The following is a 21,292-nucleotide window of genomic DNA, read 5'->3' as shown; positions in this document are numbered from 1 at the left end:
CCGGCGTCCATAGCGGCCCGCAGCCCCGGCGTCAGCCCGGCGCCGACTTCAGCGCAGCACGCCCTTGCGGGTCATGGCGCGGCTGTACAGCACAAAGCCCAGCCCCAGCAGAAAGATCACGGCGCTGAAGATCATACCCGTCGACCCCATCACCGCATTGCCACCGGAGGTCTGGCCGTAGACCACGCTGACGGCGAAGGCGACCAACGAGGCGAGGAAGGCGTGGAAGGCCCACTTCATCCGCAGCAGCAGCAGGACCGACCCGGCCACCGCGCCCCAGACGCCGATCCCCCAGACCGCCTCCATCCAGACCGGATAGCTCTCGAAATAGGCGCGCTGCTCGGCCGTGAACTGAGCCAGATAGGCGGCGTTACGCGTCTGCGTCAGGATGTAGTCGACGCCGCCGAAGGCGTTCCACAGCAGCGCCACGCCGCCGACCAGCCAGAGGTGCCAGGGCGTCTTGCCCGCGGTGTCGCCGGTCACGAAGGATGTGCTCATGTCGTCCCCTCCCAAGGATCAGGACGGGAGCATGCGCCCCTGCACGGCGGGGAACAATGAACGGCGTTCAGTCAGCGCCGTCGCCGCGGCGGGCGCGCAGGGCGCTCCAGCGCTCCAGCCGTTCGCGGATCTTCGCCTCGTGCCCCTCCCCCTTCGGCGCATAGAAGGTCCGGCGCGCCATGCCGTCGGGGAAGTAGTTGGCGCCGGAAAAGCCCTCCGGCGTGTCCGGGTCGTACTGGTAGCCCTTGCCGTAGCCGAGGTCCTTCAAAAGCTTCGTCGGGGCGTTGCGGATATGCGCCGGGGGCATCAGCGAGCCGGTCTCGGCCGCCGCCCGCTTCGCCGCCTTGAAGGCCTCATAGACCGCGACCGACTTGGGCGCAGTCGCCAGGTGCACCACCGCCTGGGCCAGGGCCAGGTCGCCCTCGGGGCTGCCGAGGAAGTCGTAGGTCTCCTTCGCCGCATTGGCGACGAGGAGCGACAGGGGATCGGCCTCGCCGATGTCCTCGACCGCCATGCGCACGATGCGGCGGGCCAGATACAGCGGGTCCTCGCCCCCCTGCAGCATGCGCGCCAGCCAGTAGAGGGCCGCGTCCGGATCCGAGCCGCGCACCGACTTATGCAGGGCCGAGATGAGGTTGTAGTGCTCTTCGCGGCTCTTGTCGTAGGCAGGCGCGCGCTTCTGCAGCAGGGCCGCGAGGCCCGCCGGATCGAGCGTCTCGCCCTCGGGGCTGAGATCGAAAAGCGCCTCGGCCAGGGTCAGCAGATAGCGCCCGTCGCCGTCAGCCATGGCGATCAGCGCCTGACGCGCCTCGGGGGTCAGCGGCGCGGTCCGGTCGAGGTGCGCCTCGGCCTTCATCAACAGTTGATCGAGCGCCGCCTCATCGAGCCGACGCAGCACGAACACCTGCGACCGGGACAGCAGCGCCCCGTTCAGCTCGAACGAGGGATTCTCGGTCGTGGCCCCGACGAGGGTGACGGTCCCCTCCTCGACGAACGGCAGGAAGCCGTCCTGCTGGGCGCGGTTGAAGCGGTGGATCTCGTCGACGAACAGCAGGGTCGCCTGGCCCGCGGCGCGGCGGGCGCGGGCGGTCTCGAACGCCTTCTTCAGATCAGCCACGCCGGAGAAAACGGCGGAGATCTGCTGGAACTGGTAGCCGGCGGCCTGGGCCAGCAGCCGGGCGATGGTGGTCTTGCCGGTGCCCGGCGGTCCCCACAGGATCATCGAGCCGAGCCGGCCGGCCTCGACCATGCGCCGGATCGGCCCGCCCGCGCCCAGCAGGTGGTCCTGGCCGACCACCTCGTCCAGCGCGCGGGGCCGCAGCCGGTCGGCCAGCGGGGCCGTGGGCGGGACCACCCCCGCCGCCTCGAACAGATCGCTCATGCGCCTTCCTAGGCGTTCGGCAGGGCCCGCGCCAAGCTCAGCCGAGGATGAGCCGCTCGCCCTCCGCCCGGGCGGGCGTCCCGGCGGCGCGGAGGAATGCGGCCAGTTCCGACGCCGGCGCGCTCGCCCCCTGGTCCAGCCAGCGGGCCACCTGCCTCGCGGCGGCGTCCGAACCGGAGAGGCGGGTCAGTTCCGCCAGCCAGTCGGCGCGGCTCAGGACGCCGTCGGTCTGCTGCCCGTGGAAACGGCGCACCAGCGCCAGAATATCGCCCTCCCCGCCGCGTTGCGACCAGCTCTCCAGCGCCAGCCAGAACAGGGCTCCGCAGGCGTAGTGCGCGCGATGCTCGCCTCGCTCCGGCGCCGACTCCACGCCGGCGGCCATCAGGGGCACGCACTCGTCAGCCTCGCGCTGGAGTTCGGCGGCGACGTCGAAGTCCGGCTCGACCGCACCCATGGCGCGGATCGCCATCAGGTCGGCCCCGCCTTCAGTGATCCAGGCCTCGCGGGCGAAGGCGTAACGCAGGCCGTCGGACCCCAGCCAGAAATGCGCCGCCTCATGGCCGATGAACCAGCGCGCGCGTTGCAGGATGGGCGGACTGGGGGCGAGCACCCCCTCGCCTTCGAAACTCATGACGATCAGACCCGGCAGAACGCTGCCGCCCATGCTGGTCAGGCCTGCCCGCGGGCCGTTCCAGGCGACCATCAGCGTCGGCGTGTCGTCACCGGCCGGCCCGAGCCGCTCGCGATAATGGGCCATGACCCGCGGGGTGAAGCCGCGCAGATGCTCCCCCAGCCAGACCGGGAGGTTCGGGTCCACGACCGCGGCGACGCCCTCGCCGCCGACGACACGCGCGGCTCCGAACAGCACATAGGTGTCCGCCTCGCGGGTGGTCGCCTCGCGCTGCCGCCGTCCGCCGACCATCACGAGGCCGTCCCGGTCGCGCCAGGTCACGGCCGTCGGACCGCCCGGCAGGTCAAGACCGTTCAGATCCCGCGGCAACGCCCGCGCCGCCTCGAGGGACGGAAGAGGCACGAGATTGAACTGTTCGCTGAACAGGGCGCGCGTTCCGTCCGAGAACATCAGCGTCGGCTGATAGTCCGCCTCCAGATCGCCGGACCCATGGGTCAGGACGATGTCGATCCGCCGCGGCACGGGGCCGCCGTCGAGGCTGCGGAGCACATCGTAGTCGCCGATCCGCTCCAGGGTCACGCCGGGGGTCCGGACGGTCCAGCGCGCCGGACGCCAGGGCTGGCGCGTCTCGCGGAGCAGCGCGCTGCGCACGAAGGCCCAGACCGGCGCATCCCGGTCCAGATCGAGCCGGGCGGTCCAGGTCCCCCCGCTGCGTTCGACACGGGCCGTCACCCCCTCGGCCGCGGGCCTCGCCGCCGGTGTCGAAGCGCAGGCGGCCAGCAGGGTCAGGGCGGCGACAGCGGCAAGGCGCTGGAATGTGCAGGTCAGCATCCGGGTCTCCTCGCCCTCCCGTATCCGGCAGGCGCGAGGGCGTCAGCTTAACCTTCGCTCATGCATCGCCGAGGGCGCGCCGCGCCGCGTCGAGCTCGGCGGCCATCACCGCCTTGAGCCGGTCCGGTGCAACGATCTCCACCTGGGCGCCCCAGGTGAACAGGTGCCAGGCCAGCTCCCGCAGCCCCGAGGCGGTGAAGCGCACCTCGACCCGCCCGTCCGGCAGGTCCGCCAGGGTCTGGGTCGGGTGCCAGCGCCAGGCCCGGGCCTCGGCCGCGCCCTCGGCGGCGATGCGCAGCAGCACGTCCTCGACCTCGTCCTGGTAGATGCCGAACGAACGGTTGGCGAAGGCGGCGAGGTCGAAGTCCGGCGGCGGCGGGGCGCTGCCCTCCCCGGCCGCCACGGCGCTCATCCGGTCGAGGCGGAAGGTCTGGATGCGCCCGCTCTCGCGATCGGCGGCGACCAGATAGTTGGCGCGGCCGAACATCAGGCCGCAGGGGGCGACGCTGCGCCGGCGCGGCTCCGCGCCGGGACGGCTGTAGGTGAACTCCAGCGGCCGGCCGGCGAGGATCGCTCCGCGGATGGCCGCCAGCACCGCCTCGTCGGCGGAAGGGCGAGGCCCGGCCTGCACGGCGATGGTCTCGGCCCGGACAAGAGCCTCCAGGTCCGGCGCGATGCGGTTCAGGGCGGTCGACCGGGTCGCCGACTTGATCTTGCGCTCCAGCCCCTCCAGCGCCTGGGCCCTGGCCCCCTCCCCCGCCGCGCGCAGCGCCTGGGCGGCCTTGGACAGCTCCAGCAGCTCCTCGGCGGTCGGGGCCTGCTCGAAGGCGGACAGGCCCCCGCGGATGCGCCAGCGCTTGGTCGGCGGGTCCGACACCTCCTCGGCGGCTGGGAACAGGGCCAGCACGGCGTCGCGCATGCGCTCGGCCGTACGGCGGCCGACGCCCATTTCCGAGGCCATCTCGTTGAGCGTCAGCCCCTCGGCGCTGGCGGCCATCCGCCGCGCCAGTTCGATGACCATGGCCGCCTTGTCGTGCCGCATTTCGCCTACGTCCGCTTCTGACGCAATGCTGCATCATGTTCGGATCATCGACAAGACACCGATCGATGGAGACCCGAATGTTCTCGCCCGCCGCCGCCGTCGCCGCCCGCCGCTACCTGATCGTGCCCTGCGAGGCGGAGGGCTGCCAGGACCTGTCGATCATCTGGGACCGGCTGGAGGAGCAGGTGGTGGACGTGATCTCCGCGGCGACCCTGAGCCGCTACTCCGACGAGGACGCCCTGTGGGACGAGGCGCGCGGTCCGGCGGAGGACGCGGCGCCGGCCGTCTGGGCCCGCGCCGCCTGAGCCGGTCAGGCGGCGAAGACCTCGCGGCCGCCGACGAAGGTGCGGCTGACCCGCCCCTGCAGCAGCCGCCCGTCAAAGGGCGAGTTGCGTGACTTGGAGCGTAGCCGGTCAGCGTCGATCTTCACCGGCGCGCCCGGGTCGAACAGCACCAGATCCGCCGGGGCCCCGGCGGCGAGCACGCCCGCCTCCAGCCCCAGCAGGCCGGCCGGGCCGATGGTCAGGGGCCGCAGCACCTCCAGCAGCTCCAGCCCGTGCTCGTGGTGCAGGGCCAGCGCCGCCGGCAGCAGGGTCTCGAGCCCGACGGCGCCGGGCGCAGCCTCCTGGAACGGGCGCCGCTTGTCCTCGGCCGGGGCAGGCGTATGCGCCGAGGTGATCACATCGATCAGCCCCTCGCGCACCGCCTCGATCAGCGCCAGCCGGTCGGCCTCGGTGCGCAGCGGCGGGTCCAGCCGGAAGAAGGTGCGGTAGTCGCCGATATCCAGCTCGTTGAAGCTCAGATGGTTGATCGACACCGAGGCGGCGACCTCCAGCCCGCGGGCGCGGGCCCGGGCGAGGGTCTCCAGCGCTCCGGCGGTGGAGATCTGGTCGACAAGGAAACGGGCCCCGGTCTGTTCGACGAGGGCCAGATCGCGCTCCAGCTGGATCCGTTCGGCGATGGCCGGAGCGGCGGGCAGGCCCAGTCGGGTCGCCAGTTCGCCGGACGTCGCCACCGCGCCCTGCGACAGCCACGGGTCGGCCGGGCGGTGGGCGATCAGGGCGTCGAAGGCGGTGGCGTAGCTCATCACCCGCATCAGGGTGCGGCTGTCGGCGATGACATGGTCGACGTCGGTGAAGTAGAGGGCGCCGGCCTCGTCCATCAGGCCGATCTCGGCCATGCGCTGCCCCTCGAGCCCGCGCGTGGCGGCCCCGGCGGCGCGGACATTGACGAGGCCGAGGGCCCCGCCACGGCGCTGCACGAAGTCGATCCCCGCCGGATCGTCGAGGGCGGGGTCGGTGTCCGGCTGGACGACGATGGTGGTCACGCCGCCCGCCGCGGCGGCCAGCGCCGCCGACTTCAGCGTCTCGCGCGGCTCGGCCCCGGGCTCCCCGGTCTTGACCCGGATATCGATCAGCCCGGGCGCCAGACACAGGCCACCGGCATCGACCGCCGTGACGCCGGTCGGGGCCGCCGCGCCGGCGCCGCGCATTACATCGCGGATCCGGCCGTCCTCGACCAGCACGGCGCCGGGACCATCATAGCCGCTGGCGGGGTCGAGCAGCCGGGCGTTCAGCAGGGCTAGCGACGTCATTGGCCCCTCCACCGCTTCGCGGTTCCCCTCCCCACTGCCGTGGGGAGGAAAAACATTCTCCTCCCTGTTCGCGCAGCGAATGGGGAGGTGGATCGGCGCGAAGCGACGAGACGGAGGGGCTTCATGCGCGCGCCTCCGCCAGCGCCGCGAGCACCGCCATCCGCGCCGCCACCCCCATCTCGACCTGGTCCTGGATCAGCGACACGGACAGATCGTCGGCCACGTCCGAATCGATCTCGACGCCGCGGTTCATCGGGCCGGGGTGCATCACCTTCGCGCCCGGCTTCGCCCACGCCAGCTTCTCGCGGTCCAGGCCATAGAAGCGGAAATACTCGCGCGTCGACGGGGCCAGCGACCCGGTCATCCGCTCCAGCTGCAGCCGCAGCATCATGACCACGTCACAGCCGGCCAGCCCCTCGCGCATGTCGTGGAACACCTCGCAGCCCCAGCGGTCGGCGTCGCCCGGCACGAGGGTCGGCGGGCCGACGAGGCGGACCCGCGCGCCCATCATCGACAGGAGGGCGACATTGGAACGGGCCACGCGGCTGTGGGCCACGTCGCCGCAGATGGCGATGGTCAGGCCGCCAACATCGCCGAGGGCCCGGCGAAGGGACAGCAGGTCCAGCAGCGCCTGGGTCGGGTGTTCATGCCGGCCGTCGCCGGCGTTGACCACGGCGCAGCCGACCTTCTGCGACAGCAGGGCCGCGGCCCCGGACGCGGCGTGACGGACAACCAGAATGTCCGGCCGCATGGCGTTCAGGGTCACCGCCGTGTCGATCAGGGTCTCGCCCTTGGCCACCGACGAGGCCTGCACCGGCATGGAGACGACATCCGCCCCGAGGCGCTTGGCGGCGATCTCGAAGGAGGAGCTGGTGCGGGTCGAGTTCTCGAAGAACAGGTTCACGACCGTATGGCCGCGCAGGATATCCAGCCCCTTGGAGGACTGCCGGTTCAGGGCGACGAAGGCGTCGGCGAGATCCAGAAGCTGTGCAGTGGCGTGCGGATTGAGGTCGGTCGCCGACAGGAAGTGAGGCTTCGGAAACGGGACCAGGCGCGCGCGGATCGTCTCGACGAGGGCGGCGGAGGAGGTCATCGAGGGCTCGCTATAGGCAGGTCCGCGCCCGGAGGGAAGCGCCTCGACCGAAGCTAGGCGTAGCCGAGGCCAATCAGGAGCAGCGGAATGGTGAAGGCGCTGCCGACCGTGGTGAAGGCGATCGAGCCCGCCATCAGCTTGGCGTCACCGCCCATCTGGCGCGCCATGACATAGGCCGCGGCGGCCCCCGGGGCGGCGCCGGCCAGCAGAGCCACGCCCTGGGCCGTGCGATCTCCCCCCAGCAGGCCGCACACGCCGTACATGATCAGGGGCAGGGCCACGAGCTTCATCAGGGCGATCATGCCGAGGGTCACCGGTCGCCCGGCCGCATGGGTGAAGCTGAGCCCGGCCCCGACCACGAGCAGCCCGAGCGGCACCGCCGCCTCGCCGGTCAGGCGCAGCAGGCTGGCCACCGGCCCCTCCGGCTCCAGCCCCGAAACATTGAGCAGGGCGCCGGCGGCGCACGACAGGATGATCGGGTTGCGCGACAGCGAGCGCAGCGCCCCGCGCCAGCCGGAGGCCTGGTCCGCGCCCCAGCGGGTCAGCACCAGCACGCAGATGACATTGACCGCGGGGGCCAGCACGCCGAACGCCAGAGAGGCGAGGCCGACGCTCTCCGGTCCCAGCACCCCCAGCGCCACCGGCAGGAAGACGAAGCCGTTCCAGCGGATCACGCCCTGGAACACGCTGGTGAAGGCCGGCCCGTCCACCCGGAGCAGCGGCCGGACAAGCAGGGTGACGAGGGCGAAGGCCAGGGTCACGCCGACGGTGGACAGGGCCACAGGACCGGCCGCGCCGGAGCCGAAGTCCGCGCCCCAGACCGCCGGGATCAGGAAGCTGGGATAGAGGACCACATAGGACAGGCGCTCCACGCCCTTCCAGCCGTCCTCATGCAGGAAGCCCCGTCGGCGCAGCAGCCAGCCGAGGGCGATCAGGAAGAAGACGGGCAGGACACCGCTGAGCACCCCGGTCATGCGCGAAGCCTGTCGAGCGCGCCCTGGAGAATCCAGGCGGCGGCGGTCCGGTCCACCACCTCGGCGCGGCGGCGGCGGCTGAGGTCGAGCCCCTCGATGAGGAATCGCTCCACGCCGGCGGTGGACAGACGCTCGTCCCAGAAAGCGACGGTGACCGGACGCAGACGCTCGAGGTTGCGGGCGAAGGCGCGCGCCGACTGGGCGCGCGGCCCCTCGCTGCCGTCCATGTTGGCGGGCAGGCCAATGACGAGACCGGACGCCTCGCGCTCGTCCATCAGGGCGAACAGCTGTTCGGCGTCGAGGGTGAACTTGCGGCGCTTCAGGGTCTGCAACGGACTGGCGATCATGCGGCTGCGGTCGGACGCGGCGACACCTATGGTCGTCTCGCCAAGGTCGAGACCGAACCACGGCGTGTTCGGGGCCGTGGCGGCGGGCAGATCGGTCAGGTCAACGACGGGCACCGGCCGTGGCTAGGCGTTGCCATCGCCGCTGTCAAAGGCGAGGGTGCCGCCGACCGGAAGGAGACTCGCATGATCCGATCGACCCTCGCCCTGGCGCTCGCCGCCGCCCTGCTCGCCGCCTGCGGCCAGGGCGCGGACCAACAGGAGGTCGCCGCACCGGCGGCCCTGGAGCCGTCAGGCGCGCCCGAAACGGTGGAGGTCGATGACGCCGCCTGGCTGCAGGCCGCCGCGTCCGTGATCGAGATGCAGCCCCTGCCCGACCTCAACGCCAAGGTCTTCGGCACCGCCGCCGGCGACCCGGCGGTCAACGGCCTCTACACCTACATCGCCTTCTTCGGCGGGGCTGCAGAAGGCTGGCGCGTGTTCCGACTCGGTGATTTCGAAAGCTTCGAGGTGCTGGCCTCGGCGCCCGGACGGATCGATCTGGAGCTGCGTGAAAGCGCCATCGACGCCGAGAGCGGCCAGGTCGCCGCCTCCACTCGCCGGATCATCGTCGGCTGGACCCCGGGCGAGGACGGCGCGCCGCCGCAGACGATCAGCGTGACCCCGGCCGCCTGATCGGCGTCACGCGCCTTGTGGCGCGGGCGTTCGGACGCTAATCCCGGCCGCTTGAGTTCCCGCAACGTCCGGAGCGCCCGATGGCCATCGACGCCGCGACGGTGAGGCGTGTCGCCCACCTCGCCCGCATCAAGACCCCCGAGGACCGGCTCGAGCCCCTCGCGGCCGAGCTGAACGGCATCCTCGCGTGGATCGCGCAGCTGAACGAGGTCGACGTCGACGGCGTCGAGCCGATGACCTCGAACGTCGCCCAGACCCTGCGCCTGCGCGACGACGTGGTCACGGACGGCGACAAGGTCGAGGCGGTCCTGTCGAACGCCCCCAAGGCGGCGGACGGCTTCTTCGTCGTGCCCAAGGTGGTGGAATGAGCGACCTGACCTCCCTCACCCTGACCGACGCCGTCGCGGCCCTGAAGGCCCGGCGCGTCTCGTCCGAGGAGCTGACCTCCGCCTTCCTTGGCGCCATCGAGGCCGCCAACCCGGCGCTCAACGCCTATGTCGAGGTCACGGCGGACAAGGCGCTGGAGATGGCGCGCGCCTCGGACGCCCGTCTGGCCCGCGGCGAGGGCGGCGCCCTCGAAGGCGCGCCGCTGGGCATCAAGGACCTGTTCTGCACCGAGGGCGTCCAGACCGCCGCCGGCTCGAACATGCTGCGCGGCTTCGTCCCTCCCTATGAATCGACCGTGACCGCCAACCTGTGGCGCGACGGGGCGGTCATGCTCGGCAAGCTCAACATGGACGAGTTCGCCATGGGCTCGTCGAACGAGACCAGCGCCTTCGGCCCGGTGAAGAACCCGTGGAAGTCGGCGACGTCGAACGCCGAGCTGACCCCGGGCGGCTCGTCCGGCGGGTCGGCCTCGGCCGTCGCCGCGGACCTGTGTCTCGCCGCCACCGCCTCGGACACCGGCGGCTCGATCCGTCAACCGGCGGCCTTCACCGGCACCGTCGGCATCAAGCCGACCTACGGCCGCGCCAGCCGCTTCGGCATGGTGGCCTTCGCCAGCTCGCTGGACCAGGCCGGCCCGATCACCAGGACGGTGGCGGATGCGGCCCTCATGCTGCGCTCGATGTGCTCCTTCGACCCGAAGGACTCGACCAGCCTCGACATCGAGACCCCGGACTGGTCGTCCGCGCTCGGCCAGGGCGTGAAGGGCCTGAAGATCGGCGTGCCGCGCGAATACATCGTCGACGGCATGCCGGCGGAGATCCAGGCGCTGTGGGACAAGGGCGTCGAATGGCTCAAGGCCGCGGGGGCCGAGATCGTCGAGATCAGCCTGCCGCACACGAAGTACGCCCTGCCGACCTACTACATCGTCGCCCCGGCCGAGGCCTCGTCGAACCTGGCGCGCTATGACGGCATGCGCTTCGGCCACCGGGCCGACAAGGCCGCCAACCTGACCGACCTGTACGAGACCACCCGCGCCGAGGGCTTCGGCAAGGAGGTCCAGCGCCGCCTGACCATCGGGGCCTATGTGCTCTCGGCCGGCTTCTACGACGCCTACTATGTGCGGGCGCTGAAGGTGCGCCGGCGGATCGCCGAGGACTTCGACAAGGTCTGGGGCCAGGTCGACGCCATCCTGACGCCGTCGACGCCGTCGGCCGCCTTCGCCCTGGGCGACAAGCAGATCGACCCGGTGAAGATGTACCTGAACGACGTCTTCACGGTGACCGCCAACCTCGCCGGCCTGCCCGGCGTATCGGTGCCCGCCGGGGTCGACGCCGGCGGCCTGCCGCTGGGCCTGCAGGTGATCGGCAAGGCGCTCGACGAGGCGACCGTGTTCCGCGTGGCGGAAGCGCTGGAAGACGCGGCGGGCTTCACGGCGAAGCCGGCGCGGTGGTGGTAAGGTCTCCCTCCCCCGCCGGGAGAGGGAGACCCTGAAATCAGAGCGCCTTCAGCTCGGTGTCGATGGCCGTCAGCATGGCGTCGGTGATGGCGCCCTGGGACAGGGGCTGGACCTGCTTCAGCGACATGGCCTCGAACTGCGGCCGGGCCGGGTGGGCGGCGATGCCGGGGATGTGCTTCTCCAGCACGGCGGCGGCGGCCGGGTTGGCGAGGATGTCGCGGATCGGGGTGTCGATGGTGAAGGCCGGGGCGGCCGGCGTGGCGGCGGCCGGAGCGCCGTGGCCCGCGTGGCCATTGCCGGCGGGAGCGGCCGGGGCCTGCTGGGCGACCGCCGGAGCGGCGATCATCAGGGCGGCGAGAGCGAGAGCGGTCTTTTGCATTGTGGGTCTCCGAAAAGGACGGGCGGAGGATGGCCCGGAATTCGTGACCGCGTCACGACAAAACTTCCCCTTCCGCGCGCGCGAAGCTAGACACCGGACATGACCGACGTCGCCGCCCCCCGCTATGTCATCAAAGGCCGCACCGGCCCCTGGGAACTGGTTCTGGGCCTGGAGGTCCACGCCCAGGTCGCCTCGAAGGCCAAGCTGTTCTCCGGAGCCGCCGTCGGCTTCGGCGCCGGCCCGAACGAACAGGTGTCGCTGGTCGACGCCGGCTTCCCCGGCATGCTGCCGACGCTGAACCGCTTCTGCGTCGAGCAGGCGGTGCGCTCGGGCCTCGGCCTGCGGGCGCAGATCAATCGCCGCAGCCAGTTCGACCGCAAGAACTACTTCTATCCGGACCTGCCGACCGGCTACCAGATCAGCCAGCTGTACCATCCGATCGTCGGCGAGGGCGTCGTCGAGGTCGAGCGCGATGACGGCAGCTTCTTCGAGGTGCGCATCGAGCGCCTGCACCTGGAGCAGGACGCCGGCAAGCTGATCCACGACCTGTCGCCGTCGGAGAGCTATGTCGACCTCAACCGGGCCGGCACGGCGCTGATGGAGATCGTCTCGCGCCCTGACATGCGCACGCCGGACGAGGCGGTGGCCTATCTGAAGAAGCTGCGCACCATCCTGATCTATCTCGGGACCTGCGACGGCGACATGGAGAAGGGCAACCTGCGCGCCGACGTGAACGTCTCGGTTTGCCGCCCGGGCCAGTATGAGAAGTACCGCGCCAGCGGCGACTTCAGCCACCTCGGCACCCGCTGCGAGATCAAGAACGTCAACTCGTTCCGCTTCATCTCCCAGGCCATCCAGTACGAGGCGCGGCGCCAGATCGAGATCCTCGAGGACGGCGGCAAGATCGATCAGGAGACCCGCCTGTTCGACCCGAACAAGGGCGAGACGCGCTCCATGCGCTCCAAGGAAGAGGCGCACGACTACCGCTACTTCCCTGATCCCGACCTGCTGCCGCTGGAGCTGGAAGAGGCCTGGATCGAGGGCATCCGCGCCTCCCTGCCCGAGCTGCCGGACGACAAGCGCCGCCGCTTCATGAGCCAGTACGGCCTGTCGCAGTACGACGCCGGGGTGTTGATCTCGGAACAGGCCAAGGCCGACTATTTCGAGGCGGCGGCGAACGGTCGTGACGCCAAGCTGGTGGCCAACTGGGTGACCAACGAGGTCTCGGCCCGGCTGACCGCCGACGGTCGTGACTTCGCCGACAACCCCCTGCCCGCCGCCCATGTGGCCCAGCTGGTCGAGCTGATCGAGACCAACGTCATCTCCTCCAGGATCGCCAAGGAGGTGTTCGACCACGTCTGGAACGGCGAGGGCTCGCCGGCCGAGGTGGTGGAGAAGCACGGCCTGAAGCAGGTCACCGACACCGGCGCCATCGAGAAGGCCGTGGACGAGATCATCGCGGCCAACCCGGACAAGGCCGAGGCGGTGAAGGAGAAGCCGCAGGCGCTGGGCTGGTTCGTCGGCCAGGTGATGAAGGCGACCGGCGGCAAGGCCAACCCGGCTGCGGTCAACGACATCCTGAAGGCCAAGCTGGGCCTGTGAGCGCCGGCGCCGCGGCCCTCGTTCCCGCCGCGCTGGAGGCCTTCAAGGCGCGCGACCGCGACCGTACCGCTGACATTCTGTCTCAGGTGGTCGCCGCCCACCCGCCGCTGGGCCGCAGCTGGGGCGCCGTCTCGCGTCTGGCCGCCGCCGTGGGCGAGATCGGCCTCGCGGTCGAAGCCGCCCGACGCCAGGTCACCGCCCAGCCTGACGACGCCGCCGCCCGGCTCAACCTCGGCCAGATCCTGGCCCAGAACGGGCGCGTCGCCGAGGCCGAGGCGGTCGGCCTCGACTTCGTCCGCGACCAGCCGCAGAACCCGGCCGCCTGGCACTTCCTCGGCACCTGCCGGGCCCAGCTAGGCCGCAACGCCGAGGCCATCGCCGACCTGCGCCGCGCCATCGCCAGCCCTGGCGGCCAGGCCGGCGCGGCCTGGGCCTGGCTGGCCATCGCCGGGGCCAAGACCTTCACCCCCGACGATCCGGACGTCGCCGCCATGCAGGCGTTGCTGCCGACGCTGGGCCGCACCCCGGAGACGCGCGAAGCGCGCAGCGCCCTGCAGTATGCGCTGGGCAAGGCCTGGGACGATCTCGGACAGGTCGACGCCGCCTTCGCCGCCTATGCCGAGGGCGCCGCCATCGTCGATGCGGGCCGCACGGTCGATCCGGACGAGACCGACGCCTTCGTCGACGAGGTGATCAGCGGCTTTGACCGGCCCCGGCTCGCCGCCCTGCCCGCCAGCGCCATCGACAGCGACCGCCCGATCTTCGTCTTCGGCCTGCCGCGCTCGGGCACGACCATGATCGAGCAGCTGCTGGTCAGCCACGACGCCGTGACCGACGGGGCCGAGCTCAACCTGTTCCGCACCGCCGCCATGCCGATCCGCGGCTTCACCCCGACCCTCGTCGAGGCCTTCGGCGCCCGCTCGCCCGGCGGCTTCACGGCGATCGGCCAGGCTTATCTGCACCTGCTCGAGGAACGGTTCGGCCCCGAGGGGCGGGTGGTCGACAAGACCCTGAACCACAGCCGCTACCTCGGCCTGATCGCTCATGTGCTGCCGAAGGCGCGCTTCATCTGGCTGCGCCGCGAGCCGGGCGCGGTGGCCTGGTCCTGCTTCCGCACCCGCTTCGCCCGCGGCGTCGACTGGAGCTGGTCGCTGAGCCACATGGGCCGCTACTTCCGCGGCGAGGACCGGCTGCACGCCCACTGGACCGAGGTGCTGGGCCACGCCGTCCTGACCGTCCCGTACGAATCCTTCGTCGAGGATCCCGACCCGTGGATCGCCCGCATCCTCGAGCATGTGGGCCTGCCCTTCCAGGAGGGGCTGAAGGACTTCCACAAGACCGAGCGGGCCGTGGTCACCGCCAGCTTCGCCCAGGTGCGCAAGCCGCTCTACACCACCTCGCGCGACGCCTGGCGGCGCTACGAGCGCCACCTGCAGCCCTTCTTCGAGGCCTACGCGGGATAGGGCGGCAGGCCGGGGCGGGGCGAACCCCGTCGGACACCCCGGCACGGTCAGCGCCGGCTCAGTCCGGGTGGCGTTCCTTCAGGGTCTTCACGCTCCAGCGGGCCATCTCGACCAGAACGCCGGCGTCCACGTCCGCCAGCCGGTTCAGATAGATGCAGCCCTTGCCGGCCTTGTGCTTGCCCAGCCGGTCAAGGAAGGCCTGACGCGCGTCGTCATAGGCGGCCATGTAGAATACCAGGTTGGCCTTGCGCGGCGAGAACCCCACCAGCGGCGCCTCGCCGGAATGGCCGCTGTCATAGGTGTAGCGGTACTTGCCGAAGCCGATGATCGACGACCCCCACATCACCGGCGGCTCGCCTGTCGCCTCGGCCAGCAGGGCCAGCACGGCGCGCGCGTCCTCGCGCCGGCCGGGGTGCTCGACGCTGTCGATGAAGGCCTCGGGCGAGGCGGGCTTGGGCCGGGTTTTGGCGTCTGCAGGCATGGCGGCGTTCCGGATTCAACCGACCCATGTTATGTGGACCGGGTGCCGACCATATCGTGGTTCTATGGGATATCCATCCGCATGTACTTCGGCGACCATGCGCCGCCGCACTTTCATGCGTATGAGCCGGGCAATGAGGCGCAGGTCCGGATTGCGGATGGCGAGATCATCAAGGGCCGACTGTCGAGGTCTGCCCGCGGGCTGGTGAAGGAATGGACGCTGATCAATCAGGCGGCGCTGATGGAGAACTGGGAGCGGTCTCGCCCGGGGTTGCGGAATCCGCTGCAGCGGATTCCGGGTCTGGATACGCCCCGGTGACCGACATGGTGCATGTGATCCGCGTGCTCCGGCTGGGGGGCTATCGCCTCAAGCTTTGGTTCAGTGATGGCACGGCCGGCGAGTGGGATTTCTCGGACCTCGCGAACGTCGAGCGGGGGCCGATGGTCGAGCCGTTCAAGGATCCGGCCTTTTTCAACAAGGTCTTCGTGGAGTTCGGCGGCCTGACCTGGCCCAACGGCTTCGACTGGAGCCCCGAAGCCCTGCACGCCGACATGCGGGCGGCGGGCGTGCTGCAAGTCGAGAGCGCGGTGGCTTAGATGCGGTCACCAAACTGGATACGTCAGACGCCAGTTGATGTGCGCTATGCTGGGCGCAAGCTGACGACTGTATACCGAATTGTATTCACGCGTCCGGGAGGCGGGCGCGCCTGCAATTATGGCAACAAGCGCCGAGCTGTCCGAAAGGACGATCAAGCCGAAGCATGGATTGAGCTGAATGAGGAGCCTCTCTCATTGGGCACGCTCGTTCGCAAGGATCGTAGAGGCTAGTCATAGCCCCTTCACGATCCCCTCGACCATCTTCTTGGCGTCGGCGAACAGCATCATGGTGTTGTCGCGGAAGAACAGCTCGTTCTCGACGCCGGCGTAGCCGGCCGCCATGCCGCGCTTGACGAACAGGACGGTGCCGGCCTTCTCCACGTCGAGGATCGGCATGCCGTAGATGGCGCTGGTCGGGTCGGTCTTCGCCGCCGGATTGGTGACGTCATTGGCGCCGATGACGAAGGCCACGTCGGCGGAGCTGAACTCGCTGTTGATGTCCTCCAGCTCGAACACCTCGTCGTAGGGGACGTTGGCCTCGGCCAGCAGCACGTTCATGTGGCCCGGCATGCGGCCGGCGACGGGGTGGATGGCGTACTTCACCTCGACCCCCTCCTCCTTCAGCTTGTCGGCCATCTCGCGCAGGGCGTGCTGGGCCTGGGCCACGGCCATGCCGTAGCCGGGCACGATAATGACCTTGGAGGCGTTCTTCATGATGAAGGCCGCGTCCTCGGCCGAGCCCTGCTTGACCGGGCGGGTTTCGACCCGGCCCTCGCCCGCCGCGGCGGCGTCGCCGCCGAAGCCGCCGAGGATCACCGAGATGAAGCTGCGGTTCATCCCCTTGCACATGATGTAGCTGAGGATGGCGCCCGAGCTGCCGACCAGGGCCCCGGTGATAATCAGGGCGATGTTCTCGAGGGTGAAGCCCAGCGCCGCCGCAGCCCAGCCGGAGTAGCTGTTGAGCATCGACACCACGACCGGCATGTCGGCCCCGCCGATCGGGATAATCAGGGTGGCGCCCAGCACCAGGGCGATCACGAACACGCCCCAGAAGGCCCAGGTGGCCGCGCCGTCCGAGCCGACCATGATGCCGATCAGCAGCACCAGGGCCAGCCCCAGACCGATGTTGATCAGGTGCCGCGCCGGCAGCAGGATCGGCGCGCCCGACATGTTGCCGTTGAGCTTGGCGAAGGCGATGACCGAACCGGTGAAGGTGATGGCGCCGATGGCCACGCCGAGGCTCAGCTCGATCACCGACAGGGCCTTGATGCCGCCGGTCCCGTCGGAAATGCCGAAGCCCTCGGGGGCATAGACGGCGCCGATGGCCACGAGACAGGCGGCCAGACCGACCAGCGAGTGGAAGGCGGCGACCAGCTGGGGCATCTGGGTCATCTGCACCCGCGCCGCGATCAGGGCCCCCGCCCCGCCGCCAACCACCACCCCGCCGAGGATCAGCGCCGCAGTCAGCAGATCCAGCGTCCCCGAGCCCCACAGGGTCAGCAGGGTCACCAGCACGGCCAGCGCCATGCCGACCATGCCCATGGTGTTGCCCTGACGGCTGGTCTCCGGGCTCGACAGGCCGCGCAGCGACAGGATGAACAGCACCCCGGCGACGAGATAGGCCAGGGCGGCGAGCGAGGCGTTCATGATGACTTTCCTTCGGAGGCGCCGGTCCGGCCCAGCCGCCACAGGGCGGCGCCGATGAAGACCGGGCCCAGGGCCAGAACGAGCCAGTCAAAGGTGTTGAGCGGGCGAACCGGGAAGAACACCCGGATCAGCAGGGCGCCGATGACAAGCACCACCCCGCAGTCGCGATAGCGGATGCGCTGGACCGGGCATTTCTCGCCGAACCAGCTCCACACCCACAGGGCCATGCCGGCGGCGGTGGCCACCCAGGCGGCCCCGACGGCGAGGGCGACGGGATCGGGCGCGGTCACTTGTGGGCCGCCCCCGCCGGGCGTTCCTTCTTCTTGTACATGGCCAGCATGCGGCGGGTGACCATGAAGCCGCCGAAGATGTTGACGCTAGCCAGGGCCACCGCGGCGACGCCGGCCCCCTTGGCGATCCAGGCGTTCGGACCCTCGGCCTGGCCGGTTGCGGCCGCCGCGGCGATCAGACCCCCGACGATGATCACCGAGGAGATGGCGTTGGTCACCGCCATCAGCGGCGTGTGCAGCGCCGGCGTCACCGACCAGACGACATAGTAGCCGACAAAGATGGCGAGCACGAAGATCGCCAGGCGGAAGACGGTGGGGTCGACGTGTTCCATCAGATGACCTTGCCTATGCGGCTGGAGGCCAGCGCGCGAATTCGGATCAGGAGTCCGTCGAGATCAGCCTCGACCTCGCCGGTCGAAACCCTCAGGACTGCGTAGCCTTGGCTCTCGAACCACTGATCCCGTTCCAGATCGCGGAGAGCAACTTCAGGACGCTGGTGCACGCCGCCGTCGATCTCGATGACCAGAGCCGCCCGGTGACAGGCGAAGTCGGGCACGAACCGACCGAAAGCGGGCTGCCTGCGAAATCTCACTGGCAGACGTCGAAGCCTCTCCCACAACTTCGCTTCGGTCCATGTCGGGGTGCTTCGTAGCAATCGGGCGCGCCTCACCGTCCGCCCGGGTGTCCGCTCTCGCGCGAAGCCCTCCCCCTCGATGGGGGAGGGTTGGGTGGGGGTGCCGTCTCGATGGTCCAACAAAGACGCGCAAGAGGCGATCCCGCTCTCGCCTCCCGCATGCAAACCTGCGAGGTCAGCGGATGCACCCCCATCCCCGACCCTTCCCCCATCCGGGGGGAAGGGAGACTGCTGTTGCCTCATCCCCGCACCCCTTCGTGGACGATCTCGCCGCCGTGGGTGACGACCGCGGCCTTGAGGATCTCGTCCTCGAGGTCGAGCGTCACCGCCCCCTCCTTGAGGATCAGCCCGAGGAAGGCGAACAGGTTGCGGGCATAGAGGGCCGAGGCGTCGGCGGCGATGCGGCCCGGCAGGTTGCCGTGGCCGACGATGGTCACGCCGTTGGTGGTGGTGACGACCTCGTTCAGCTTCGCGCCCTCGACATTGCCGCCGTTCTCGATGGCGAGATCGACGAGCACCGAGCCCGGCTTCATCGAGGCGACGTGAGCCGCCGTGACCAGCCGCGGGGCCGGGCGGCCGGGGATCAGGGCGGTGGTGATGACCACGTCCTGCTTGACGATATGGGCGGCGGTCAGCTCGGCCTGCTTGGCCTGATACTCGGCCGACATGGCCTTGGCGTAGCCGCCGGCGGTCTCGGCCGCCCTGAACTCCTCGTCCTCGACAGCGATGAACTTGGCCCCGAGGCTCTCGACCTGCTCCTTCGACGCCGGCCGCACGTCGGTGGCGGTGACCACGGCGCCGAGGCGGCGCGCGGTGGCGATGGCCTGCAGGCCGGCGACCCCGGCCCCCATGACGAACACCTTGGCCGCCGCGACGGTGCCGGCGGCGGTCATCATCATCGGGAAACCCTTGCTGTAGGCGGCGGCGGCCTCGATCACGGCGCGGTAGCCTGCGAGGTTGGCCTGGGACGACAGGACGTCCATCACCTGGGCGCGGGTGATCCGGGGCACGAACTCCATGGCGAAGGCGGTGACGCCGGCGCCGGCGAGCGCCTTGACCGTCTCCTTGTCGCGCCACGCGTCGAGCAGGGCGACGACCACCGCGCTGGTCTTCAGGGCGCTGGTCTCCTGCGCCGTCGGCCCCCGCACCTTGAGCAGGACGTCGGCCCCCGACAGCACCGCCTTGGTGTCCGCAAGCACCGAAGCTCCGGCCGCGGCATAGTCGTCGTCGGGAATCGAGGAGCCGACGCCGGTCCCGGCCTCGACGCGCACGGTGGCGCCGAGCGCGGTGAGCTTCTTCACCGTCTCCGGCGTGACGGCGCAGCGCGTCTCGCCTTCGCGGCGCTCGCGGGTGACGGCGATCGTGGCGGCCAAGAGTGACTCCCCGGTCAATGACACCGGGAGCTTAGGCGGTTATCGAAACGCCCGTAAAGTGCCGTTGGGTCAGCGGGGCGCAAAAATCGCCCGAAAAATGCCGCCCATCGCGCCGAAACGCGCTGTAACCGTTCTCAACCGGGGCGATTGCGGGTCGAAACACCCAACAGATCGCGCGGCAGCAGCGGGATCAGTGCGCCGCCGGCTTGTCCCGCAGGAACCACCAGCCCACGGCCGAAACCACGATGGCCGAGATGGCCGCCGGCACGAAGCCGCCGTTGGGCATGAACCAGACGGTCAGCAAAAGGACGATCGCGGCCACGGCCAGCGAGCCCCACTTGGTCAGGGCGCCGAAGAGCTCCCAGGTCGCCTTCTGCTCCTCGATCTCCATCGAGCCATGCTGATAGGCGTCGTGGTCGGCGGGGGCGTGATGCGGGTCGGCCATGTCGTCCAGTCCGGATAAGTCCTCTTGGGACGCCTTATACGGCCTGTTCGGCCGCGCTCAAGCGCCTGATGGCCGCGCGTCGCTCAGTCCAGCGCCGCAAGGGCGTCGCGGGTGAAGGCGGCGAGGTCGAAGCCGCGGCCGGCGGGGTCCTCGCCCCGCCGCACCAGAACGATTCGGCGGCTCGGAACGATGACGATGTACTGGCCGCGGTTGCCCTGGGCGGCGAGGGTGTCGGCGGGCACGCCCTCCGAGCGGTTCATCAGCCAGAAAGTCGCGCCGTAGCCGAGGGCCCCGTTCGGCTGCGGCCCGGACGCGGCGCCGACATAGGCCCGCCAGTCCTCCGGCAGCAGGCGCTGCCCCTCCCAGACACCGTCCTGGACGTAGAGCTGTCCGAGCCGGGCCAGGTCGCGCGCGGTCGACCAGACCTGGCTGGACAGCATGTAGCCGCCGCGCCAGTCCGTCTCGATGAAGGTGTCGCGCATCCCCAGACGGTCGAGGAAGACCTCGGGCGGCGTCGACGCCAGCGCCGGGGCGATGGCGTGGATGGCCAGCAGGGTGTCGTTGTTGGCGTAGCGGTAGCGCGTCCCGGGCGGCGCGATCAGCGGCCATCCGGGCGTCTGCTCCGCGATCGCCACCCCGCCGAAGTAGAGGGCGTCCGTGCGGTTGCCGGCGGTATCACTGGTCAGGCCGGAGCTCATCCGCATCAGCTGGTCCACCGTGATCGCCGCCCTCGGGTCGCCCGGCGTCGCCCACTCCGGGATGGCCGCCGGCGCGGCGACATCGAGCCCGGTCCGGTGCGCTACCCAGCCCACCAGGGTGCCGGCGAGGCTCTTGGCCACCGACCATGTGCGCTGGGGCGTGTCCGGGCCGAATCCCTCCCGGTAGCGTTCGGCCACCAGCCGGCCGTCCTGCACCACCACCACACTCGTGGTGACCCCGGGGCCGTAGGCGTCTCCCAGCGCGCCGGCGAGGGTCGTCTCCAGCACTGCCGTATTTCCGCGCGGCGCCGCTGTGGGCCACGCCGGGGCGGCGGCGCGGACGACGGGGGCCCTCGGCGGCAGGCTCTCCGCGCCGACCGGGGCGATGACGCAGCCGCGCCCGGGCGTGTGCACCGCCAGCCGCGGCGGCATGACGGCGTCCCAGGCGACCCGGACCTCGGACTCCCCGACGACGGCGGGCATGTCACGGACCAGCGGATCCAGCTCGGGATAGATCCCGACCAGCTCGTGCGCCTCGACGCTCTCGACCGTCCGCTCGGCCCCGGCCTCGCGGGCGTTGAACACGGCGCCGCAGACCATCAGGGCCTTGTAGCCGGCGGCCATGGCCAGGTCGGCCGGCCGCGGCGCGGGCGGCGGCGCGGGGGAAGGCGTCTGGGCGAGGGCGGGCGAGCCCCCCAGCACAAGCAGGGCGGCGGCGAGGAGCGGAGCGCGACGGGACAGAACCATGGGCGGCACGCTGGCCCCCTGCCCCGCGAAG

The 21,292-nt window shown here is 70.7% G+C and carries 25 protein-coding genes; 8 read left to right on the top strand and 17 right to left on the bottom strand.

The genetic code is table 11. The features are described from left to right. Positions 1 to 48: 48 nt before the first annotated feature. From VGN74_RS04675 to VGN74_RS04660, 4 genes are all read right to left on the bottom strand, one after another. Positions 49 to 498, bottom strand: a complete 450-nt coding sequence (locus VGN74_RS04675; protein WP_327446199.1) for a hypothetical protein — start codon at positions 496 to 498, stop codon at positions 49 to 51. Positions 499 to 565: 67 nt separating this feature from the next. Then, positions 566 to 1,879 carry a replication-associated recombination protein A gene (locus VGN74_RS04670; protein ID WP_327446198.1) on the bottom strand — a complete coding sequence of 438 codons (1,314 nt, stop codon included), beginning with the start codon at positions 1,877 to 1,879 and terminating at the stop codon, positions 566 to 568. Between the two features lie 37 nt (positions 1,880 to 1,916). Then, positions 1,917 to 3,341, bottom strand: a complete 1,425-nt coding sequence (locus VGN74_RS04665) for a hypothetical protein (RefSeq protein ID WP_327446197.1) — start codon at positions 3,339 to 3,341, stop codon at positions 1,917 to 1,919. A 58-nt stretch (positions 3,342 to 3,399) separates the two neighbouring features. Then, positions 3,400 to 4,383, bottom strand: coding sequence for a WYL domain-containing protein (locus VGN74_RS04660; RefSeq protein WP_327446196.1), 984 nt, complete (start codon positions 4,381 to 4,383; stop codon positions 3,400 to 3,402). A 77-nt stretch (positions 4,384 to 4,460) separates the two neighbouring features. On the opposite strand from VGN74_RS04660, the gene VGN74_RS04655 reads away from it, so the two are divergent. Further along, positions 4,461 to 4,688, top strand: a complete 228-nt coding sequence (locus VGN74_RS04655) for a hypothetical protein (protein WP_327446195.1) — start codon at positions 4,461 to 4,463, stop codon at positions 4,686 to 4,688. A gap of 5 nt (positions 4,689 to 4,693) precedes the next feature. On the opposite strand, the gene pyrC is transcribed toward VGN74_RS04655, so the two are convergent. From pyrC to ruvX, 4 genes are all read right to left on the bottom strand, one after another. Continuing rightward, positions 4,694 to 5,977 (bottom strand): dihydroorotase, encoded by a 1,284-nt coding sequence (pyrC, locus tag VGN74_RS04650; protein WP_327446194.1) that lies wholly within the window; start codon positions 5,975 to 5,977, stop codon positions 4,694 to 4,696. A gap of 121 nt (positions 5,978 to 6,098) precedes the next feature. Next, positions 6,099 to 7,070 (bottom strand): aspartate carbamoyltransferase catalytic subunit, encoded by a 972-nt coding sequence (locus VGN74_RS04645; RefSeq protein WP_327446193.1) that lies wholly within the window; start codon positions 7,068 to 7,070, stop codon positions 6,099 to 6,101. Positions 7,071 to 7,123: 53 nt separating this feature from the next. Then, the gene (locus VGN74_RS04640) at positions 7,124 to 8,044 is read right to left on the bottom strand and encodes an AEC family transporter (protein ID WP_327446192.1); all 921 of its coding nucleotides are present in this window, start codon (positions 8,042 to 8,044) and stop codon (positions 7,124 to 7,126) included. Next, complete coding sequence (gene ruvX, locus VGN74_RS04635; RefSeq protein WP_327446191.1) at positions 8,041 to 8,505, bottom strand: Holliday junction resolvase RuvX; 465 nt, start codon at positions 8,503 to 8,505, stop codon at positions 8,041 to 8,043. The genes VGN74_RS04640 and ruvX overlap by 4 nt, the downstream gene beginning before the upstream one ends. A 69-nt stretch (positions 8,506 to 8,574) precedes the next feature. Between ruvX and VGN74_RS04630 the strand changes: the two genes are divergently transcribed. The 3 genes from VGN74_RS04630 (at position 8,575) to gatA (ending at position 10,906) form a co-directional block, all read left to right on the top strand. Further along, positions 8,575 to 9,063 (top strand): hypothetical protein, encoded by a 489-nt coding sequence (locus VGN74_RS04630; RefSeq protein WP_327446190.1) that lies wholly within the window; start codon positions 8,575 to 8,577, stop codon positions 9,061 to 9,063. 80 nt (positions 9,064 to 9,143) lie between these two features. Further along, positions 9,144 to 9,431, top strand: coding sequence for an Asp-tRNA(Asn)/Glu-tRNA(Gln) amidotransferase subunit GatC (gatC, locus tag VGN74_RS04625; protein WP_327446189.1), 288 nt, complete (start codon positions 9,144 to 9,146; stop codon positions 9,429 to 9,431). Next, entirely contained in the window at positions 9,428 to 10,906 is a 1,479-nt protein-coding gene (gene gatA / locus VGN74_RS04620; RefSeq protein ID WP_327446188.1) for an Asp-tRNA(Asn)/Glu-tRNA(Gln) amidotransferase subunit GatA, read from the top strand. The genes gatC and gatA overlap by 4 nt, the downstream gene beginning before the upstream one ends. A 37-nt stretch (positions 10,907 to 10,943) precedes the next feature. Here gatA and VGN74_RS04615 read toward each other — a convergent pair whose 3' ends face one another. Further along, a complete protein-coding gene (locus VGN74_RS04615; protein WP_327446187.1) occupies positions 10,944 to 11,285 on the bottom strand; it encodes a hypothetical protein in 342 nt (113 codons plus the stop codon). A 99-nt stretch (positions 11,286 to 11,384) separates the two neighbouring features. On the opposite strand from VGN74_RS04615, the gene gatB reads away from it, so the two are divergent. Both gatB and VGN74_RS04605 read left to right on the top strand, forming a co-directional pair. Beyond that, positions 11,385 to 12,887 (top strand): Asp-tRNA(Asn)/Glu-tRNA(Gln) amidotransferase subunit GatB, encoded by a 1,503-nt coding sequence (gene gatB / locus VGN74_RS04610; protein WP_327446186.1) that lies wholly within the window; start codon positions 11,385 to 11,387, stop codon positions 12,885 to 12,887. Beyond that, entirely contained in the window at positions 12,884 to 14,350 is a 1,467-nt protein-coding gene (locus VGN74_RS04605) for a sulfotransferase (RefSeq protein WP_327446185.1), read from the top strand. The genes gatB and VGN74_RS04605 overlap by 4 nt, the downstream gene beginning before the upstream one ends. A 58-nt stretch (positions 14,351 to 14,408) precedes the next feature. On the opposite strand, the gene VGN74_RS04600 is transcribed toward VGN74_RS04605, so the two are convergent. Further along, positions 14,409 to 14,831, bottom strand: a complete 423-nt coding sequence (locus tag VGN74_RS04600) for a DUF1801 domain-containing protein (protein ID WP_327446184.1) — start codon at positions 14,829 to 14,831, stop codon at positions 14,409 to 14,411. 33 nt (positions 14,832 to 14,864) lie between these two features. On the opposite strand from VGN74_RS04600, the gene VGN74_RS04595 reads away from it, so the two are divergent. Continuing rightward, entirely contained in the window at positions 14,865 to 15,149 is a 285-nt protein-coding gene (locus VGN74_RS04595; protein WP_414643523.1) for a DUF4160 domain-containing protein, read from the top strand. Positions 15,150 to 15,154: 5 nt separating this feature from the next. After that, the gene (locus VGN74_RS04590) at positions 15,155 to 15,427 is read left to right on the top strand and encodes a DUF2442 domain-containing protein (RefSeq protein ID WP_327446677.1); all 273 of its coding nucleotides are present in this window, start codon (positions 15,155 to 15,157) and stop codon (positions 15,425 to 15,427) included. Positions 15,428 to 15,658: 231 nt separating this feature from the next. Here the strand turns inward: VGN74_RS04590 and VGN74_RS04585 are convergent, their stop codons facing one another. The 7 genes from VGN74_RS04585 to VGN74_RS04555 all read right to left on the bottom strand — a co-directional run bounded on the left by VGN74_RS04585 (position 15,659) and on the right by VGN74_RS04555 (position 21,261). Then, positions 15,659 to 17,074, bottom strand: coding sequence for an NAD(P)(+) transhydrogenase (Re/Si-specific) subunit beta (locus VGN74_RS04585; protein WP_327446182.1), 1,416 nt, complete (start codon positions 17,072 to 17,074; stop codon positions 15,659 to 15,661). Continuing rightward, positions 17,071 to 17,364, bottom strand: a complete 294-nt coding sequence (locus VGN74_RS04580) for a hypothetical protein (RefSeq protein WP_327446181.1) — start codon at positions 17,362 to 17,364, stop codon at positions 17,071 to 17,073. Before VGN74_RS04580 ends, VGN74_RS04585 begins: the two co-directional genes overlap by 4 nt. Further along, the gene (locus tag VGN74_RS04575) at positions 17,361 to 17,696 is read right to left on the bottom strand and encodes an NAD(P) transhydrogenase subunit alpha (RefSeq protein WP_327446180.1); all 336 of its coding nucleotides are present in this window, start codon (positions 17,694 to 17,696) and stop codon (positions 17,361 to 17,363) included. Before VGN74_RS04575 ends, VGN74_RS04580 begins: the two co-directional genes overlap by 4 nt. Continuing rightward, positions 17,696 to 18,241 (bottom strand): endonuclease domain-containing protein, encoded by a 546-nt coding sequence (locus VGN74_RS04570; RefSeq protein WP_327446179.1) that lies wholly within the window; start codon positions 18,239 to 18,241, stop codon positions 17,696 to 17,698. The genes VGN74_RS04575 and VGN74_RS04570 overlap by 1 nt, the downstream gene beginning before the upstream one ends. Beyond that, on the bottom strand, positions 18,238 to 19,371 hold the full coding sequence (locus VGN74_RS04565) for a Re/Si-specific NAD(P)(+) transhydrogenase subunit alpha (RefSeq protein WP_327446178.1): 1,134 nt from the start codon (positions 19,369 to 19,371) through the stop codon (positions 18,238 to 18,240). Before VGN74_RS04565 ends, VGN74_RS04570 begins: the two co-directional genes overlap by 4 nt. A gap of 190 nt (positions 19,372 to 19,561) precedes the next feature. After that, a complete protein-coding gene (locus VGN74_RS04560; RefSeq protein WP_327446177.1) occupies positions 19,562 to 19,816 on the bottom strand; it encodes an aa3-type cytochrome c oxidase subunit IV in 255 nt (84 codons plus the stop codon). A gap of 83 nt (positions 19,817 to 19,899) precedes the next feature. Next, positions 19,900 to 21,261, bottom strand: a complete 1,362-nt coding sequence (locus VGN74_RS04555) for a serine hydrolase (protein ID WP_327446176.1) — start codon at positions 21,259 to 21,261, stop codon at positions 19,900 to 19,902. Positions 21,262 to 21,292 lie beyond the last annotated feature (31 nt).

The sequence above is a fragment of the Brevundimonas sp. genome (genome assembly GCF_035998205.1).
In the GTDB taxonomy this organism is placed as follows: Bacteria; Pseudomonadota; Alphaproteobacteria; order Caulobacterales; family Caulobacteraceae; genus Brevundimonas.
Note: the sequence above shows the minus strand (reverse complement) of the source record. Positions and strands in the feature narration are given on the sequence as shown.